An 18,100-nucleotide genomic window follows, 5' to 3' on the forward strand; every position below is an offset into this window, starting at 1 on the left:
CCTGTGCAGGCTGCGGCCACAAGGTCGAACAAATGCCGCTAACGGTTCGCACTTGGGATTGCCCCGGCTGCGGCACGCAAGGCATCGACCGCGACATAAACGCCGCGATCAACATTCGCCAGCAAGGCATTTTAACGTTAAAGGCCGAAGGACTGTCGGTCTCTGCCCATCGAGGCCTGTGTAAGCCCGGTCACGCACCGGCAGCGGCCTAAGACGTGGGAAGCCTCGCCCGTCAGGGCGGGGAGCAGTCACAGCACTTTGCGGTCTTCGACTTTGCTGTGCTCGGTACCCGGCGGCAGCGGATGGCCTTTGGCCAATTCGGCGCGGGTCGCCTCGCGCACGTCCAGCAGCGTCACGTGGTAACGCAGTGTGTGCCCGGCCAGCGGGTGATTGGTATCCACCGTGACGGTATCGCCTTCGATGCTCAGCACGGTGACAATCTGCGGACCGGCCTCGCCTTCGGTTTGAAAACGGCTGCCCGGTGCAAGCTCCGCGCTGCCAAACGATGCTCGGCTCACCTCTTGCACCAGCGCTTCATTGCGAACGCCATAAGCGTCTGCCGGGGTCAAGGTGACCCGCAGCTCATCGCCAGCAGAGCGCCCTTCCAGGTCACGCTCCAAGCCAGGCAGAATATTATCGTGGCCATGCAGGTACTCCAGGGGCTGTTCACGCGCGCGGGAGTCGTCCAGCACACGGGTACTGCCATCGCTGAGCACGTCGCTGAGGACATAATGCAAAGTGACGACCTGATGGGCGGTAATCGACATGGAAAACTCCTCTCCGGTAAGCTGTCGGCTTGATAGGATGTCGGGCCCAGTTTACCACCGACCGGTTTTTAGCGGGCCTTGCGGCCTGGTTTTCTTTTGGAGCGAAACACCCCATGCCCACCCCTACCCCCCAGCGTAGCTGGCTGGCGGCACTTGCCATTTATCTCAAGGCGCCGGTCATCACCATGCTGTTTCTTGGTTTTTCCGCTGGCCTGCCCTTTTTGCTGGTATTTTCGACCCTCTCGGCGTGGCTACGCAGCGATGGCGTGGAAGTCGCCGCCATTGGCTTCTTCGCCTGGATCGGCATGCTCTACTCCATCAAGTTCTTCTGGGCGCCGGTGGTCGACCGGCTGGCCCTGCCGCTATTGACCCGCACCTTCGGGCAGCGTAGAGGCTGGATGCTGCTGGCACAGGGGATGATTGCCGCAGGGCTGGTGGGGCTGGCCGGGCTCGACCCAGTAAACAATCTGGGTTGGGTCGCGGCCTTTGCGCTGCTGGTAGCGTTTGGCTCGGCCACCCAGGACATCGCCATCGATGCCTACCGGATCGAATCGGCCAACGACGACCTTCAGGCGGCCATGGCGTCGACCTATATCATTGGCTATCGCGGGGGACTCATCGCGGCGGGGGCTGGCGCGCTTTACGTGGCGTCGGCCTTTTCCTGGAGCGCCGCCTACCTGAGCATGGCGGCGCTGGTGGGTATCGGGGTGCTGACGGTATTGATTCGCCCCGAGCCCCAGCGCGCGTCGCTGAGCGTGCAGTTGATCCATGAGCCCAGGGTGCGCGCCTTCCTCCGCGCCAGCCGCGGTCAACCCAAGGTATTCCGGCGCATCACCGCCTGGGCGATTGGGGCCATTGTCTGCCCATTCACCGATTTCTTTCGCCGCTACGGGGTGAAGGCACTCGGTATTCTGGTATTTATCGGCGTGTTTCGCATCAGTGATTTAGCCATGGGCTCCATGGCCAACCCGCTGTACATCGACCTTGGGTTCTCACTGGGCACCATCGCCAGCGTCACCAACATTTTCGGCATCGCCATGAGCATTACCGGTGGTTTGCTGGGAGGGTTACTGGTGGCCCGCTACGGCATTGGCCCAGTGCTGATTCTCGGCGCGGCGGCCGCCACGCTGACCAACCTGCTGTTTGCCGTGCTGGCGTTGATCGGTAACCAGGTGCCGATGCTGGTCATCACCATTATTGGTGACAACCTGGCCAATGGCCTGGCCAGCGCAGTGTTCATTGCGTTTCTTTCCAGCCTCACCTCACGGGCCTATACCGCCACCCAGTATGCGCTGTTCTCATCCTTGATGACGCTGCCAGGCAAATTCCTGAGCGGCTTTGGCGGCCTGGTGGTCACGGCGCAGGGCTACGCCACCTTCTTCGTGGTCGCCACCCTGCTGGGCCTGCCCGCCATCCTGCTGGCCATCTGGATCAGCCGCGACAAGCAGCTGGTGCCCACGCCCAATATCGCTTCCCGCTAGCGGTGGCGCTCCAGCCAGGCCAGTGCGCCTGGCGTGGTGCGCCACTGGTCACGCATCAGGGTGCGGTACTGCCAGGCTTCCGCACGGGAGCCTGGGTCTACCTGGCCATCCGGATGGGGCATGGAGGGGCGCGGGTTTTCCGCGCAGATCAATTCCAGCGCATAGCGGCTGTGGGCCATCACATCGGCCAGCGCCGCTTCTGCGGCTTCCTGTTGGCCCAGGCGATAAAGCGCCAGTGTGCGTCCCATCAACAGTCCCAGCACCAGCGAGCCGTCGTCCTTTTGCGGCTCGTTGGTCAACGCCAGGGCCTCCTCGTTGCGGTCATCGCGCAGCAACTGGTCCAGCACCAATTCACGTAGCCCCAGGCTATCTTCCTGGTCGATGGCCAGCAGCTCTTCGGCCAGCTCCCGAGAGTGCTGGCGCGCGCCCCGTTCCATGCCCACTACCAGCGCCAAGCCGGTGCGCAGCAGCATGGCATTGTCGGCATCGTCCCAGCACAGGCTGCCTTCACCAGCGGCCCGAGCCTGCTCCAGCCAGCGCGAGAGGCGCAGCGCCAGAGGCTCCAGCAGGCTGGGTGCCATCCACGGCAGGCTGCCAAAGCGGCTGGTCAGCGCCAGCGTCAAATCCTGCACGACCTGAGGGGCATCCAGCCATTCGGGGTGGGCACACAGCTCGGACATCCAGTCGATGGCGTTGACCCAAGGGTCGTCCCGAAAACCCAGCGCCACCTCTTCGTCCACCAGCACCTGGAACTGCTCGTGCCAAGCGGCAAACAGCGTCTCTTCACGGGCGGTGGTGGTATACAGCAAGCGGCCCCGCTCGTCGTCGCGGGTAAGGGTCAACAGCGGCGCAGTGGGCAGCGCAGCCAGCAGCGCCTGCAGGGCCACCAGCGGCGTCGCCATATCCTCTTCGGCGCTCAGCAGCTGGTCGGCCAGCGTGGCCCCAGGGTTATCGGCCAGGGCGGCGAGAAAATCGAGCTGCTCGTCATCGAGCCCGCCCTGGCGTGCCAGGCGACGATACCAGAAATCGGCTCGCTCCTTGGCCTCCTGCTCATGGCCTTCGTGGAGCAGCAGCATGGCTTCGATATAGGCCAGCGTCGGCGAGTCAGGCAGCGCCTGCTGGGCTTTGACAAAGGCCCCGCGAGCGCTGTCGAGATCGTCGTTATCCAGGTGCATCAGGCACAGCCGCTCGAGGGCCACGCCGCGCAAGAACAGCGGCCCCCGCTCCATCACCTCGTCCAGCAGGTCGGCGCGTTTGCGGGTGAACCCGCGCTCCTGGTAGATATCGAGCAGAATTTCGAAGGCGGGCTCGGCCTGTTCGGGCAGCCGCGACCAGTCGCTGCCATCGAACAGCGACTCCAGTATCTGCATGGCGCGGCCGGTCTGGCCACTTTCTGCCGCGATCAGCCCGGCTTCCAGCAGCGCTTGGGGCGGTGCCTGCTGGCTCTCCAGGGCAGCCTTGAGGGTGGCGCCTTTCCACTCGCGCAGCGAGAGCATCCACATCATCTGCTCGGGAATGTCGGTGGGGAAGTTGACGCGGTAGCAGCACTGCTTGTATTTGCGGCCCGAATCGCACCAGCAGGGTTCGTTGCGCCCAGGCGTGGCCAGCGGCTCGCTAGCGAAATTCAGCCGCTCCAGCGGTGTCTGCGACCATAAAATGGGCGCCAGCGCCTGCGCGGTGGCCACGTTATCGTTAAAGGATGCAGCACCTTCGGCACGCACCCAGGTCATGAAATCCGGGTAGTGCTCCTGCCGCCTGATTGCCGAGAGTGCCCCAGAGGCAAACCCCAGCAGTTGATCGACCCATACCGCCAGCATTGCCGTCTCCACTGTCTTCAATACGCGTTTTCAAAGCGCCGTAGTCTAGCATGGCTAACCACGCTGCCGCAGCGACAATCGCTCAGGGAGAAGGCCCCATCAGGGGGTGCGCGCCCAGGCCAACAGCGGCTGCGTGCGCTCGTGCATGTCGAGGCGCGCCCTCAGCCTTACCAGATTCCAGTAATGGCCGTTCAGGGCTCGGGAAAGCAGCAGCGTATCCGCTGGCGGCTGCAGCCGGTCCATGGCTGCCCATACCTTGGGCGTCAGCTCACGCAGTCGGCGGTGTACACGCACATCGCTGAAGTCCTGCTCGCCGGGCGCAAACAGCGGCGTGATGCACTCTGCCGACTCTTTATAGAGCGCCAGCGGAGCGCCCTGACCCTGGCGTCCGCCCATCTTCATCAGCGCATCGTCCATGGCCATGGGGTCCTGTGCCAGGGTGGCATCCAGAAGCTGCATCATGGCTTTCAGGTGCGCTTCCGGCACCGGGATCACGGCGCCCAGATCATAAATCACCAGCCTGCCCTGCTCGTCGCAGGCAAAGTTGCCTGCGTGGGGGTCGGCATGCAGCTCGCGGTAGGTGAACAGCTCTTCGGTGATCCAGTCGGCCAGCGCAACGGCCACCTGCTGGCGAGTGGCATCGTCGGCGCTCTCCAGCTCACGCAGCGGCGTTCCGCCCACATAGCGCATGGCCAGCACATGCTGCCCGGAAAGCTCGAACAGCGGCTCGGGAATCACCAGCGCCGGGTTGCTCAGGTAGCGCTCGCGATAGCGCGCCAGCGCTTGGGCCTCGGCATGGTAATCCAGTTCGTCGCGCAGCCCCGCCGCCAACTCCTCGAACAGCGCATCCAGCCGTGCCTGGGGCACCTTGAACCAGCGGCCCAGCCCCATGATCCGCTTGACCTGCTTCAGGTCGCTTTCCAGCACCTCGGCAAGCCCGGGGTACTGCACTTTGAGGACCACGGTTTCACCGTCATGGGTCACGGCCTTGTGCACCTGGCCCATGGAGGCGCTGGCGAACGGGCGCTCTTCGATGCTGTGAAAGTGCTTGTCGATATCGCCGTACTGCAACACCAACGCCTCGCGAATTTTGGGCCACGGCATCGGCTCTGCCTGACGCTGCAGGCGCGCCAGCTCGTTGGCCAGCTCTGGCGACAACAAATCGTCCCACTGCGACATGATCTGCGCCAGCTTCATGGCCGGGCCTTTCAACTCGGAAAGCCCCTCGAACAGCGCTTCGCCCAGTGCCTGCCAATCTGCCTGGCCGCCCAGCCGAGTCTTCAGCAGTGCACCGCCGGTGCGGGCACCCAGCCCCAGTAAACGTCGTGTTCTGCCGCGTTCGCGCATGGAGATCGCCTTTTCGGATGCTTTACCGCATGTCCACGACACCTGTATACATTTTCATGTATCAGAACTCTAACCCGTTGGCCACTTCTGCTACCATGCCCTTTCGTTCTTCACTGCCTCCAGGATCACACCCCATGCGCTTGATTATCGCCGAGAAACCCAGCCTGGCGCGGGCCATTGCCGATGCCCTGCCCGGCGGCCAACGCCAGGATGGCGCGATTGTATGCGGCGATACCATCGTGACCTGGTGCCTGGGCCACCTGCTGGAGCAAGCCCCACCGGAAGCCTACGACCCGGCCGACAAACAGTGGCGGTTGGACAGGCTGCCCATCGTGCCCCGGCAGTGGCAGCTGGTCCCGCGCCCCAAGGCACGTGGCCAGCTGGCGGTGATTCGCAAACTGATCAAGCAAGCCACCAGCGTGGTGCACGCGGGCGACCCGGACCGCGAAGGCCAACTGCTGGTACAGGAAGTGATCGAGCACCTGAAATACCGTGGCCCGGTACAGCGACTGCTGGTCAGTGACCTCAACCGACCCGCCGTCAGCCGCGCCCTGGCCAGCCTGCGGCCGAACAGCGAGTTCCAGCCGCTGTTCGAAGCGGCCCAGGCACGCGCTCGCGCCGACTGGCTGTACGGCATCAACCTGACCCGTGCCTGGACCCTTACCGGCCGCCAGGCAGGCCACGACGGCGTGCTTTCCGTGGGCCGTGTGCAAACCCCGGTACTTGGGCTCATCGTGCGGCGCGACAACGCCATTCGTGATTTTGTGCCCCACTCATTTTACCCGCTGTGGGTGGACCTTCAGGTGGCCCAGGGCCAGCTGCGCGCCTGGTGGGCACCCAAAGAGCACCAGCCGCTGGATGAACAAGGGCGCTTGATTGACCGCACCCCCGCCGATGCCCTGGCCGCTCAACTGCCCGGCGCCCGCGGCACGCTCACCACATTAGACCAGCAGGAGAAGCGCCAGGCCCCGCCGCTGCCCTACTCGCTCTCTGCACTGCAGGTAGATGCCGCCCGTCGTCATGGCCTCTCTGCACAGATGGTGCTGGATATTTGCCAGCGGTTGTATGAGCAGCACAAGCTGATTACCTACCCCCGCTCCGACTGCCGCTACCTGCCCGAGGAGCATTTGCCGCTGGCCCGACAAACCCTGGCCAGCGCCTGCCAGCACGACGACACCCTGCGCGGGTGGCTCCACGGGGCTGACTTTACCCTGCGTTCAAAAGCATGGAACGACAAACAGGTAGGCGCGCACCACGCCCTGGCCCCCACCGGCAAACCCGCCGATTTCAGCCAGCTTTCCGCCACCGAAGGGCATGTGTTTCGACTGATCGTGCGCAACGTCATGGCACAGTTCTATCGCCCGCTGCGCACTTTCGAAGTCAAAGCCGAGTTCACCCTGTTGGATGAAGCCTTCCGCACGCGGGGCCAGAGCATTCTCGACCCCGGCTGGAAGCCGCTGTTCACCACCCGAGAAGAGGCCCCGCCGCTGCCGCCACTGACCCAGGGCGAAGCCTGCCAGGCCCTCGGTGCAGGCGTGGAAGAGAAAGAGACCCGACCGCCAGAACCCTTCACCGACGCCAGCCTGATCAAGGCGATGATGAACATTGGCCGCTATGTGGACGACCCGCAAGTGCGCCGCACCCTGCGCGACACCGACGGCTTGGGCACCGAAGCCACCCGAGCAGGCATCATCGAAACCCTGGTGCAGCGCGGCTACCTGGTACGCCAGCAAAAAGCCCTGCGCGCCACTCAGCTTGGCGTCGCCCTCATCGCCGCGCTGCCCAGCGCCGTCAGCACTCCCGAACGCACCGCTCTCTGGGAGCAGCGCCTGCGCGCGATCTCCGAACGCCAGGACGACCCCAACGCCTTCCAACACGCCCTGCTGGAAGACTTGCACACCCTGCTGCGCCAAAGCGATGCCAGCAAACTGCGCCACAGCCTGCAAACCGCTCAGGGCGAAGCCGCAGGCCCCGCCAAACGCAGCGGAACCAGCAAAAAGAGCTACGCACGGCGCAAGAGTACCGGCAGCAAGACGGGCAGCAAGAAAAGTACGGGAAGCCGCAGTAGCACGGCGGGGAAGCGAGTGCGCTCAAGGCGAACTGACTAAATCGGCCACATTCGATTGATGAGCCCGCAAAAAGCCATGATCACCACGTCTCATCCGTACCTGGTGGCCCCACATCCATCGGCGTATCCGGGGCGATGTCTAGCACTCCTTGCACGCGCTTGAGCCGCTGGACGGTAGCGTCATCGGCGGCGCCGGTAATGCAGCCGATCTCCTCCAGCACCTCGCGGACGGTGAGCCCTTCGGCGCTGAGACGCGTGGCGATGTCATGGATGGGCTGATCGCTGGAGATCGTGATCAGCCAGAGCGTTACCGTTGCCATTGCAGGTATCTCCCGAAAATCAATGCCACACGTGTTGATGGGCATGCGCTGGACGGCCGGAGAAGACCGCCAGCGCACCACGCAACCTAAGGGGCTTGTACCAGCCCCGCGCCTACCTGCTCTTGCGATAGCGGCAAAGGCCGAGCAGAGGCTATTAACTGATCCCACAGTTTTCGGCCTCGCAATGAAGCATCCGACTGGGCCCAAAGGGCCGCACAGCCCGCCACGTGCGGAGTCGCCATGCTGGTACCGCTGATGGCCTTGTGACAGGTCGGCCGAGGCCAGGCAGACAACACGTCGCGCCCTGGAGCGGCCAGCTCGATCTTGCCATGATTGGAGAAGCTGGACACCGACAGGTTGGGGTCCAGGGAAGCCACCGACATCACCGTGGGCGAGTTCGCCGGGGCGCCGGTTGGCAGGGTTGAATTGCCCGCCGCTGCTATCACCAGGCAGTCGTTGCGTAGCGCTGCCGCACCGGCATGGGTGTAGGCGGCCTGTACCGGGCTCTGGCTGCCCAGTGACATGGAGATCACTTCACAGCGATTGGCAATCGCCCAGTTCAACCCCGCCAACACGCCTGCGCCCGAGTTGGTCAACACTTTGCCCACCAGCACCTGGGCATCGAAGGCAACCCCGTAACGGGGGGTATCACCGCGGGGAGACTTCGGGCCGCAGGCGGTTCCAATACAGTGTGTACCATGCCCATTGAGGTCCTGCACCGGCTCGCCGACGAAGCTGCGCGAGACAAATTCACGGCCCGCAAACTCCGGGTGGCCCAGGTCCATCCCGGTATCCAGCACGGCGACCTTGATACCTGCCCCACCCCCAGGTGGTGGTGCGGCCCTCTTGTTCTGGCTTTTCGACGGCGTTTTCCATCTCCAGCTCCACCCCCATGTCACGGGCAATGGTGGTCGCGGCACGCAGAAAACCGCGCAAGTACTCCGAGTTTTCCGAAAAGGCAAAATATTCGGGCTCGATGATCTCGATGGGGCTATTCACCGCGAGCTTATCCAGTACGTCCATACCATGGTGCTGCAAGGCATCGCCCCCCACCAAGGCTACGCCCAGCTCTGGAAATACCAGCGCCTCGGCGTCACCGGTTTCGTCCAGGCTGACCGCTTGCTCGCTGAAATCGCGCGCGTCGGCAATACGGAAGTTAAGGGCTGCAGTGCCTTGATGCCCTCTTCCACCTGGCCGTCTCGATAGCTGATCAAGTAACGCCCTGTTTCCAGGCAGCTGCCACCCCGCTCCAACGCTGCCAGCAGCAGCTGCTCGGTCTTGCACGAAACGGTCGCTATCGAAGCGTCACCCTGTCCATTTGGTCGTTTGGTCATCCTGCACCTCTTTACGCTTGGCACTCTGCATGATCGCCCTTTCTCCAGCAGACACCTGCCCTGGCAGGCCCTTTGGCGAAACGGCGTACGTACCCCTCAGCCTAACGCACCTCGCGTTCCCTGCCAGCACGACTCTGCAACGCATTACGGACTACGGCAGGCCCCTGCAAACCTCACCCCCGCTGGCGGGCAACGGGCCGCACCACCCACCAGCTGGCCAGCACCAAGCTACCGAACAGGGTATATACCGCCACGAACACCCACTCCGGTGCCGTGTAGTAGAGCAGCCGCTGGAGCCAGTGTTGAATGAAGGAACCAGCGTAAGTGGCTGAACCGGCTTCGGCACGCAGCGCCATTTCCAGGGTGGTGAGCGGGCAGACGGCTCCTAGCCACGCTTGCACGACCACATAACCAATGGCGCCTAGATGAACAAGCCGAAACCGGCGGTGGCGCACCCAGTACCAGCCCAGAATACCGCCCAGGTAGATAGCCATTAGCCCCAGCACCACGAAGGCTACGAACAGCACATGCAACAGCAACACGGCATCGGCCAGTAACAGTAGGAGCGATGAAGGCATGGGCGTTCACCCCATGGAGTGAGTATCGCTGTCGTGCTCTTCCAACAGCGGCGGCACTGGGCAGCCGAGCATATCGGCCACCGCGCGGAACAGCTCTGCCTCGGCGGCGCGAATCACGCCACTGTGTTCTACACAGCGGGTCATGGCGTTCAGCAAGCGGGCTTTATGCAGCGGTTTCAAGCGGCGCAAGCGCTCTACGGCCAGGCTGAGCGCCTGCATGTCATCGGCGTCTTGCAGGGAAGACAACGTGAAAGGCAGCGAGGCCTGGGCAGCCCGCAGCGCGGCAGCCACGGCCTCGTCACCCGCCTGCCCTGGTGCCACTCCCGCCTCAGCCAACACGCCCAACAACCGCTGACATTCGGCCTGGGTCTGTTCCAACGTCAGGGTTTCAGCACCGCCGTGACGCTCGCTCAGATGGCTCAGCAGCAGCTGGTAGAGCGTCCACTCGAACAGGCTGACCTTGCCGTCGCTATGGATCAAACGCTCCATACAGAGCCTGAAGTGCTGGGCCTGCTGTGTGGAAAGCGAGGTGAGCGCAGGCAGGGCAAGTTCGATCAGCGGCAGGCGCAGCTGTACGTCGAGCCGGGCCACCTGCTCCTTGAGGGTATGCAATGCTGCGAACACATCCGGCAGCGCCACGGCCTCCAGCGCCGCCAACTGCTGTGTGCGTTCGGCATCATCGTCGCTCAGCAGCATGGCGTAGATCAGCGCCCTGGCACTGTAGGGTTCATGGGCGGCCTCTACCAGGGTGGCGGGCAAGGCATCGATCACGTCGCGGGCCTTTTGCAAATGGCGTGGATCGGGCTGCCCCATGGCCCCCAGCGCCACCTGCATGGCCGCCATACTGAACAGCGCCTCGGGAGACGTGGACACACCTCCCATCCGGCGGCCATGGGAGCGTTGGTCTGCCTCGGCACCAGGGGTGTCGGGCTCTTGCTGCGAAGGCGCTGGCTGCAAGGCTTCGAAACGACCGTGCCAGTCGGGCAGAACGCGCTGAATGCGCGACTTGAGCGGCGGATGCGTCGCCATGAGCTGGCTTAGCCCCGACGACACTCCTTGACTGAAAAACAGGTGGCTGAATTCGGCCGCCTGAGGTGCCGAGAGGTGCGAGCCCTTGGCATGGGCACCCACTTTCACCAGCGCACCGCCTATCCCCTGTGGGTTGCGGGTGTACTGCACGGCTGCCGCGTCGGCCAGATACTCCCGTTGACGGCTCACCGCCGATTTGATCAGCCCGCCAAAGAAAGTGCCCGCGTAGCCGATCAAGGTGAGCGCCAGCCCAAGGCCCAGCACTACCGCCGCCGAGTTGTCGCGCTTGTTGTTGCTGACTCTTCGAAAGCGCAAGCTGCGCAACATCATGCCGCCTGCCAGACCAATCAGCAGCACGCCATGCAGCAGGCTCACCAGCCGGATGTTCAGGCGCATGTCGCCGTGCAGAATATGACTGAACTCATGGGCGACCACCCCCTGCAGCTCATCGCGGGTGAGCTGCCGAATGGCGCCTCGGGTAATGCCCACCACTGCATCGGCAGGCTGATAACCGGCCGCAAAGGCATTGATCCCCTCCTCTTCCAGCACGTATACCGCAGGCACCGGCGTTCCGGAGGCAATGGCCATCTCCTCGACTACATTCAGGATCCGCCGCTCGTCGTGATCGCGCGTGTCGAGGTTGATCAGACGGCCACCCAGCGCTTCCGCCACCACACGGCCACCTCGACGCAGCTGGCGCTGCTTGTACAGCCCCCCGAACCCCACCAGCGCCAGCACGCCGACGGCCACCGCCGCCAGCAGCTGCCAGGAGAGCATGGTCAACACCCCCTGCTCGACCGGCTGAGCCTGACTGCCGCTGGCGCCCATCATGTACAGCGCAATGGCCACCACCAGCGTGGTCACGCCGATCAACGAGACGATGGCGAGGAGCAACAGCACCACCCAGCGGCCCGTGCTGCGCCTGGCGTTGTCTTGTGCGGTAAAGAAATCCATGGCATTGGCCTCCCTGTGGTCACCCGGGCCTGGGCATCACGTCTAGAACGAGACGCTCGGCGCCGTTTGCAGTTGGGCGCTGTCTTCGAAGGTCAGCAGCGTGGCATCCTGCCCATGTCCCAGCATGCCCGCCACGGCAATCGGTGGGAAACTCTGGCGATAGGTGTTGTAGTGCATCACCGCGTCGTTGAACGCCTGACGGGCAAACGCCACCTTGTTTTCGGTGCTGGTCAGCTCTTCCGATAGCTGCTGCATGTTCTGCGAGGCTTTCAGGTCCGGGTAGGCTTCCATGACCACGTTCAGCCGCCCCATGGCCTGAGTCAACGCGCCCTCTGCGCCTCCTAGCTGCGCAATGGCCTCGGCACTGCCAGGATTGGCCGCGGCGGCTTTCAGGCCAGCGGCGGCGGTGTTACGCGCTTCGATCACCGCCTGCAGCGTTTCCCGCTCATGACTGAGGTAGCCCTTGGCGGTTTCCACCAGGTTGGGAATCAAGTCGTGACGCCGCTTCAGCTGCACCTCGATTTGCGCAAAGCTGTTTTGAAAGCGGTTGCGCAGCGACACCAGTCGGTTGTACACCGACACCATATAGACGGCGATCAGAGCTATCACCACCAGCACGATAACCACAGTGAGCATCATGATATTTCCTTCCGTAGACCCAGATTCATGGAGAGCGGGTGTGCCCCATTACATGATCGGCTGACCATTGATCATCAGGCTTCCTTCTTGCCAAAGCACTTCCTGCTCTTCCGCCTCGCTGTCCAGCATGGCGGCAAATGGCATCGGAATAAAGCCCAATACCAGATCGGGAGGTGTGGTTACGGTCAACGCCAGGCTCAGGCGACGGCTGAGATACTCCTGAGCCTCGAAGGGGCTCATCATCTGCTCTTCGCTCATCAGGCCCTGGGGTAACGGCTGCCCAACCGGCCAGAAGGCACCGTAGAGCGCGCCTTTGGCGAGGTCCTGACCGTCGAAGGCCATGTGCGTAGTGAGCCGAGGCTTGAAGTCGATGCCCAGGTCGGGCAGTACGATATGGGCCTGCAGGGGGTCGATGGCCATGGTGGGGCTGGCAACCAGCATGGCGTAGCTGCTTTCCAGAGCCTCGGCCATCAGCACACGCTCTTGCTCGGCATCCACCGGCACGCCGCGCTCTTCGGCATCCAGGTGCATGGCCATGAGGGGGGCATAGGCTTCCTGAAAGGCTTGCAGCGCCTCCAGGTCCCAGTTGTCGGCACTCACCTCGAAGGCCAGGCTACCAAAGGACGTATCATCCACGCCCATCTCGGCAATCCGGAAATGGCCGCTCTGGTGGACAATGGTCTCCCCTCGTGACTCGCTCTCCGACTCCATGCCCTCCAGGTAGACCCGCACGCCTTCCACGAATATTTCCGTGCGCGGTATGTCGAGACTCTGCAGCAGCACGGGTTCGCCTTCGTGATGACGAGTGTTCAGGATCAGCCGTGGCGTCACCATGCGCACGGTTTCATTGTCGCCATGGTAGGTGATTTCCTGAGCCCGGGTATCCAGGTGCCAATGCCCGTCGGCACCGCGATCGAGCCCCACCACCAGCTGGTCGACCAGCACATCCAGCGCCACGCCATCCAGCTCGGTGGCGCTCAGTTGCCCTGCGATGGCGGAACGTGTTGCCTTGAGGTCGATATCGATGATGCCCTGCACCAGTGCCTGATTGGGCACGAGTTCGCCGGTAATATCGGCGCTCAGCGCCCCGTGCTTGACGAACAGATTGACGTCCGCCGTAGCGTCTTCGAACCCGCGCATGGCGATCGTGGCCGTGGCTCGAGTATCGAAGAGGCCCTTGTCGATCTGCACATCATGCACCTCGTAGGAGACCGACTGATCCAGCTCGGCGAAGCTATCGACCAGCGCCTGCTCCACCTGATTGCCCACCATCGCCTGAGCTGCGACATACCCACCAGCGCCAACCACCACCACGCCTGCTGCCGCCACGCCCCATCCCTTTGTGCTTAACGCCATGCCTAGCCCTCTCGATAGAATATGTTGCCAACATCAACATAAGAATAATTATCAATGATGCCAGATTCGTTTCAAAAAGAAACGCCGATTCAGCGCCTTTCAGGGGTTCGCGTCGTTACAGACCCTGCAAGACATCTCCCGTATTAATTCGATGCCGCAACGCACAGCATATGCATACCTGAAGTAACATCCAGTTGCAGACGGTGAGCGCTTGGAACACCTTCCATTTTCTACAAACACGCTAGCGCACGTTAGGCCATTCGCCTGTATTCTAAACGAATCTTCGAATTCAGCATTGCTGGCTTGTTCATAACAACTTATGTAACTGAAATACGGCTTTACAGATAATTCTCTGGAAAAAGCTCTCGCTCCACCTGCTCTATCAATATATGAATAACTTTAATGTGCAGTTCTTGCACTCTATCCGCATATGAACCTGCAGGTGTACAAATAGTCACATCCGAAACACGTTCCAAAGGGGAGCCTTCTTTACCGCACAACGCAATCACATTTACGCCATTTTCTTTCGCATAACGGGCGGCCTTTATGACATTTTGACTGGTCCCACTGGTGCTTATTGCCAACAGACAATCCCCTGCTTTGGCATGGCCTTCCAGGTAACGTGAAAAAATATACTCATAGCCATAATCATTTCCAACGCAGCTAATATGGGCAACATCGCTAATACTGCTAGCAGCAAGAGCACGGCGGTCAAGCCGATAACGCCCTGAAAGCTCTTCGGCAAAGTGCATGGCATCACACATTGAGCCCCCATTGCCACAACTAAACACCTGCCCACTTTCTTTCAACGTTTTTACCAGCAAGCAGGCAGCCTGCTCAATGGAAGATAGGGCAACAGCATTTTCTAATAGCGCAGTTAGCCCTAGTTGCGCTTCATGAAGACTCTCAACTATTAAATTGCTCATTTATTATCACTCACCAAAACTTAGGAAATCTAATCAGCCAAAAACTTGACCATCAGACAATATTACTAGAGCCATCCTATGCTTTTAATATGACATTTTAAGTTCAACAAGCCACTCACCGCCTCGACGTTGTTTAAGCATCAAATATATTTTACCTTATCACCTCAGCCATCCGTACATACCACTACCCGATCACGCCCTGCTCGCTTGCCCACATATAACAACTCATCGGCGCGCTGGATCAGGTCGTCAAGTTCACTATGGCCATCCTGGGCAGTGGCTACACCAATAGTCACGCTCGGGCGCAGCGATGCCATGTCGCCCGTACTGGCCAGTTCCGCTACCCGCTGCTTCAAGCGTTCGGCTACCTGCTGCGCATCGCTGGCAGTCGTATTGGGCAAAGCGACGATGAACTCTTCCCCACCAAAGCGGCCGATGACATCACCCGGCCACAGCAACTGCTCGCATACCTCGGCAATACGCGTCAGCACCCAGTCACCATAGAGATGTCCCCAGGTATCGTTGATGCGCTTGAAATGGTCCACATCGATCATGAACAAGCTAAAAGGCGCTTTCTCGACGCCACAGCGCTGCAACGATTTGTTGGCCAGCATCATGAAGTGCGCACGGTTATTGAGTAGCGTCAGCGCATCGTGCTCGGCCACGTGGCGCAACTGTTCTTCCAATGCTTTTCGGCGAGCTATTTCCTGATGCAGTAGCTGGTTCTGACCACGCTCTTCACAAAGCAGGGCATACTGCTTGCGCTGTAGGCTCTCCAGGCGCAACAGGGCGCAGAACCCCACCACGACGCCCATGATCAATAGCAGCGCAATACGCAATGCAACAATGGCATCGATACCCGTAAATTGCAGTGCCGCCAAAAGAAATCCAATATTCAAGAACAGGCTAGCGGGCAGCGCCACGGTGAGCAGATTAGGGATCAACAGAAAAAACGCCATGGTAGCGACCACCACCGCCGTGATTTGAGTAGGCAGGCTTTCAGGGCGCAGCGGAACGATCAGGATGACGCCAGTGGCCAGCACCCATAATGGCAGCGCATGCAGCCAGTGGCGGTAGACATTCCCACCCCAATGCCTCACAAAAAATGCCACCCACAAACAGCTCCCGACCACCACCGCACGCATGGCCATTATTCTTTGGAACCGCTCACCGGGTCCCAACAAAAAGTAATCAGAAATAGCGAACATGGCGAATACCAGCGCCGCCACACTGACAGCGAGGCTAAACGTATGCCGTGCCCCCTCCATCATGGTGCGACGATAATCCTGCTCCAGCATGGCGTCGCAGAATTGCCCCGTCCATTCATGTACGCGATATTGTTGTTTTAATGCCAACTCCGCCACTCCCTTCAGTATCGCGGCCATATTATTGTGGGCCGATACGTGCATGTATCGGCCAAAATGGCTCACGAAATCACGATGCAGGCTCCCCTACTGCGCCTGCGGTTTGGGCTTACGATACACTGCTTGCCGCGCATAAGGTTAGACGAGGTTTCCACGTTTCCAGCGTTCGTCCATCCACTATGCGAGCTACCTGACTCTCAACACGATAAGCTTGACGCACACCCTCGATGACGGCTTGTACCATGACCACCCACTGGATTCTTGGCCCCGGGGCCATTGGCCGCTTGTTGGCACATTCACTGGCACCGCTTGCTGAGGTGGCCGTCATTGGCCGCCGCCCACTGCCTGGGCAGCAAATACTGACCACGCCGGAAGGCGAAACACGTGTGCAACACTTGCCTTCGTTCACTGCTGAACGATTGGCGGCTGGTGCGGCGGCACCGCCAGCTTTCGTGCACATCACCACCAAAGCGATGGTTGCCGAGGCGGCGCTGGCGAGTGTCGCCTGCGTACTGCCCTCCTCGACTCCCCTGGTGCTATGGCAAAACGGTTTTTATGCCCAGCCGCGCATCAGCCAAACATGGCACGGCCCGGTACTGTGCGCGACGACCACGCAAGGCGCTTATGTAACCGGCGATGATAGTGTCGTCCACGCTGGTCGCGGGCCTACGTTTGTCGGGGATTTGGACAATCAGCACACAGCATTAGCGACCACCCTGGCTGCACTGCTGAGTAACGCCGGATTTACCGCCACGGCGGTAGGTGATATTCGCAGCCGCCTATGGCAGAAATTAGCGGTAAACGCAGCAATCAACCCGTTGGTAGCGCTGCATGGCGTACGTAATGGAGCGCTGCGCAGCGATGCCTACTCAGGGCGTGTGATAGCTGTGGTAGAGGAAGTGGCGACGATTCTAGAAAAAGAAGGTATTGCACCGCCAAACGGTGGTGAAGGGAAAGCCGCTTGGCTGGCGTTGGTGTGGCAGGTGGTAGAAAACACCGCAAATAACAAGGCTTCGATGTTGCAGGATGTGGAGGCGAAGCGGCTTACCGAACGCGGCGCTATTTTGGGGCCGTTGATTGAGAGCGCGGAGCGGCATGGGCTGGGGTGTGAGGTGTTGAAGGGGTTGGATCAGGAGCTGGTGTTGCTGGAGGCGGGGTTTTAATTGGGTTTGGGTGGTTTGATCGTCGCGCGCTAAAGCGTCCTCCCACAAACGCACCCAATGTGAGTGCTGTACCAACGGCCAATAGATTGATTGAGCATTGCGACAGCGGCCCCGGCAGTTGCGCCCCCCTTCCTTCACGTCACAGGAATCATCACGACCTTACGGTACGCGGGGCGTTCGGCGAGCTGCTCTGTCCAGCGCTGTAGATGGGGGTAGGATGACCAGGAGAGGCCGCTGTTGAAGAGGTTATAGGTGAACGGGGCGATGGCGATATCGGCCAGGCCGAAGTCTTCGCCGGAGAACCAGGGCTGCTGGCTCAACGTGGTGTCCAGTTGAGCGAAAAGTTTTTCACAAGTGGCGATGGCGGGATCGAGTACCTGACTGTCGCGCTGCTCGGGTGGAGTGCGTACATAGCCCATCAGAATGGTGCGATGGGCAGGCGTGAGCAGGCTGGTCGACCAGTCCATCCACTTTTCCATGCGTGCCCGCTGGGCGGGTGCCTCGATCCATAACGGATTGGGGCCGTACTGCGCCGCCAGGTAGCGAAGAATGGTGTTGGACTCCCACAGCAGGCTTTGAGTGACGTCATCCTTGAGCAGGGGTACCAGGCCACTGGGGTTCATGGCGAGGTATTCCGGCGTATCGTTTACCCCGTGTTGCAGGCCTGCCATGATTTGCTCGTACGGCAGTTGCAGCTCTTCCAGTGCCCAGAGCACTTTCTTGACGTTGGTGGAGTTGTTGCGGCCCCAAAGTGTAATCATGGCAGTCCTTGTGTTTGGCTCAATCGGTTGTTGAGTATGCCTTGGGTGGGTGGGTGTGAGTGGTGAGTGGTGAGTGGTGAATGGCACACTTACGGGTCAAGGGGCTTAGTCAAGGACTTAGTCGAGAGGCTTAGCCAACAGGTCGCGAGCTAAAACTGCCTCCCACACCACCCATATGCCCACACTCACGACTCAC

At 61.2% G+C, this 18,100-nt stretch carries 15 protein-coding genes and 1 pseudogene; 4 read left to right on the forward strand and 12 right to left on the reverse strand.

The window, feature by feature from the left end; genetic code table 11:
- The coding region (locus B7L72_RS09695) for a zinc ribbon domain-containing protein (protein ID WP_139788496.1) at positions 1-212 on the forward strand (212 nt) is incomplete at its 5' end.
- Positions 213-248: 36 nt separating this feature from the next.
- On the opposite strand, the gene B7L72_RS09700 is transcribed toward B7L72_RS09695, so the two are convergent.
- Positions 249-767 (reverse strand): FKBP-type peptidyl-prolyl cis-trans isomerase, encoded by a 519-nt coding sequence (locus B7L72_RS09700; RefSeq protein ID WP_081137208.1) that lies wholly within the window; start codon positions 765-767, stop codon positions 249-251.
- Positions 768-880: 113 nt separating this feature from the next.
- On the opposite strand from B7L72_RS09700, the gene B7L72_RS09705 reads away from it, so the two are divergent.
- Complete coding sequence (locus B7L72_RS09705; RefSeq protein WP_016913646.1) at positions 881-2,248, forward strand: AmpG family muropeptide MFS transporter; 1,368 nt, start codon at positions 881-883, stop codon at positions 2,246-2,248.
- On the opposite strand, the gene B7L72_RS09710 is transcribed toward B7L72_RS09705, so the two are convergent.
- A complete protein-coding gene (locus B7L72_RS09710; RefSeq protein WP_081194039.1) occupies positions 2,245-4,065 on the reverse strand; it encodes an SEC-C metal-binding domain-containing protein in 1,821 nt (606 codons plus the stop codon). The two genes, B7L72_RS09705 and B7L72_RS09710, sit on opposite strands and share 4 nt — an antisense overlap.
- Positions 4,066-4,164: 99 nt before the next feature.
- A complete protein-coding gene (locus tag B7L72_RS09715; RefSeq protein ID WP_081194040.1) occupies positions 4,165-5,412 on the reverse strand; it encodes an ABC1 kinase family protein in 1,248 nt (415 codons plus the stop codon).
- A 134-nt stretch (positions 5,413-5,546) separates the two neighbouring features.
- On the opposite strand from B7L72_RS09715, the gene B7L72_RS09720 reads away from it, so the two are divergent.
- Positions 5,547-7,520, forward strand: a complete 1,974-nt coding sequence (locus B7L72_RS09720) for a DNA topoisomerase III (RefSeq protein WP_081194041.1) — start codon at positions 5,547-5,549, stop codon at positions 7,518-7,520.
- Positions 7,521-7,560: 40 nt separating this feature from the next.
- On the opposite strand, the gene B7L72_RS09725 is transcribed toward B7L72_RS09720, so the two are convergent.
- From B7L72_RS09725 to B7L72_RS09760, 8 genes and pseudogenes are all read right to left on the reverse strand, one after another.
- Positions 7,561-7,800 carry a hypothetical protein gene (locus B7L72_RS09725; RefSeq protein WP_081194042.1) on the reverse strand — a complete coding sequence of 80 codons (240 nt, stop codon included), beginning with the start codon at positions 7,798-7,800 and terminating at the stop codon, positions 7,561-7,563.
- Between the two features lie 86 nt (positions 7,801-7,886).
- Positions 7,887-9,134, reverse strand: a pseudogene (locus B7L72_RS19110) (S8 family serine peptidase).
- 173 nt (positions 9,135-9,307) lie between these two features.
- Positions 9,308-9,712, reverse strand: a complete 405-nt coding sequence (locus tag B7L72_RS09735) for a DUF2784 domain-containing protein (protein WP_016913639.1) — start codon at positions 9,710-9,712, stop codon at positions 9,308-9,310.
- A gap of 6 nt (positions 9,713-9,718) precedes the next feature.
- On the reverse strand, positions 9,719-11,695 hold the full coding sequence (locus B7L72_RS09740) for a M48 family metallopeptidase (protein ID WP_081194043.1): 1,977 nt from the start codon (positions 11,693-11,695) through the stop codon (positions 9,719-9,721).
- Positions 11,696-11,737: 42 nt separating this feature from the next.
- A complete protein-coding gene (locus tag B7L72_RS09745; RefSeq protein ID WP_016913637.1) occupies positions 11,738-12,334 on the reverse strand; it encodes a LemA family protein in 597 nt (198 codons plus the stop codon).
- 48 nt (positions 12,335-12,382) lie between these two features.
- Positions 12,383-13,690 carry a DUF945 family protein gene (locus B7L72_RS09750; RefSeq protein WP_081194044.1) on the reverse strand — a complete coding sequence of 436 codons (1,308 nt, stop codon included), beginning with the start codon at positions 13,688-13,690 and terminating at the stop codon, positions 12,383-12,385.
- 338 nt (positions 13,691-14,028) lie between these two features.
- Positions 14,029-14,616: a D-sedoheptulose-7-phosphate isomerase gene (locus tag B7L72_RS09755; RefSeq protein ID WP_081194045.1), complete on the reverse strand. Its 588-nt coding sequence runs from the start codon at positions 14,614-14,616 to the stop codon at positions 14,029-14,031.
- A gap of 164 nt (positions 14,617-14,780) precedes the next feature.
- Positions 14,781-15,971 (reverse strand): GGDEF domain-containing protein, encoded by a 1,191-nt coding sequence (locus tag B7L72_RS09760; RefSeq protein ID WP_081194262.1) that lies wholly within the window; start codon positions 15,969-15,971, stop codon positions 14,781-14,783.
- 251 nt (positions 15,972-16,222) lie between these two features.
- Here B7L72_RS09760 and B7L72_RS09765 point away from each other — a divergent pair, with 251 nt between their 5' ends.
- Complete coding sequence (locus B7L72_RS09765) at positions 16,223-17,143, forward strand: ketopantoate reductase family protein (protein ID WP_081194046.1); 921 nt, start codon at positions 16,223-16,225, stop codon at positions 17,141-17,143.
- Between the two features lie 134 nt (positions 17,144-17,277).
- Here the strand turns inward: B7L72_RS09765 and B7L72_RS09770 are convergent, their stop codons facing one another.
- A complete protein-coding gene (locus B7L72_RS09770; protein WP_081194047.1) occupies positions 17,278-17,904 on the reverse strand; it encodes a glutathione S-transferase family protein in 627 nt (208 codons plus the stop codon).
- Positions 17,905-18,100: the final 196 nt, after the last annotated feature.

Origin of the sequence: Halomonas sp. BC1 (assembly GCF_002078135.1) — a bacterium.
GTDB lineage: Bacteria > Pseudomonadota > Gammaproteobacteria > Pseudomonadales > Halomonadaceae > Vreelandella > Vreelandella stevensii.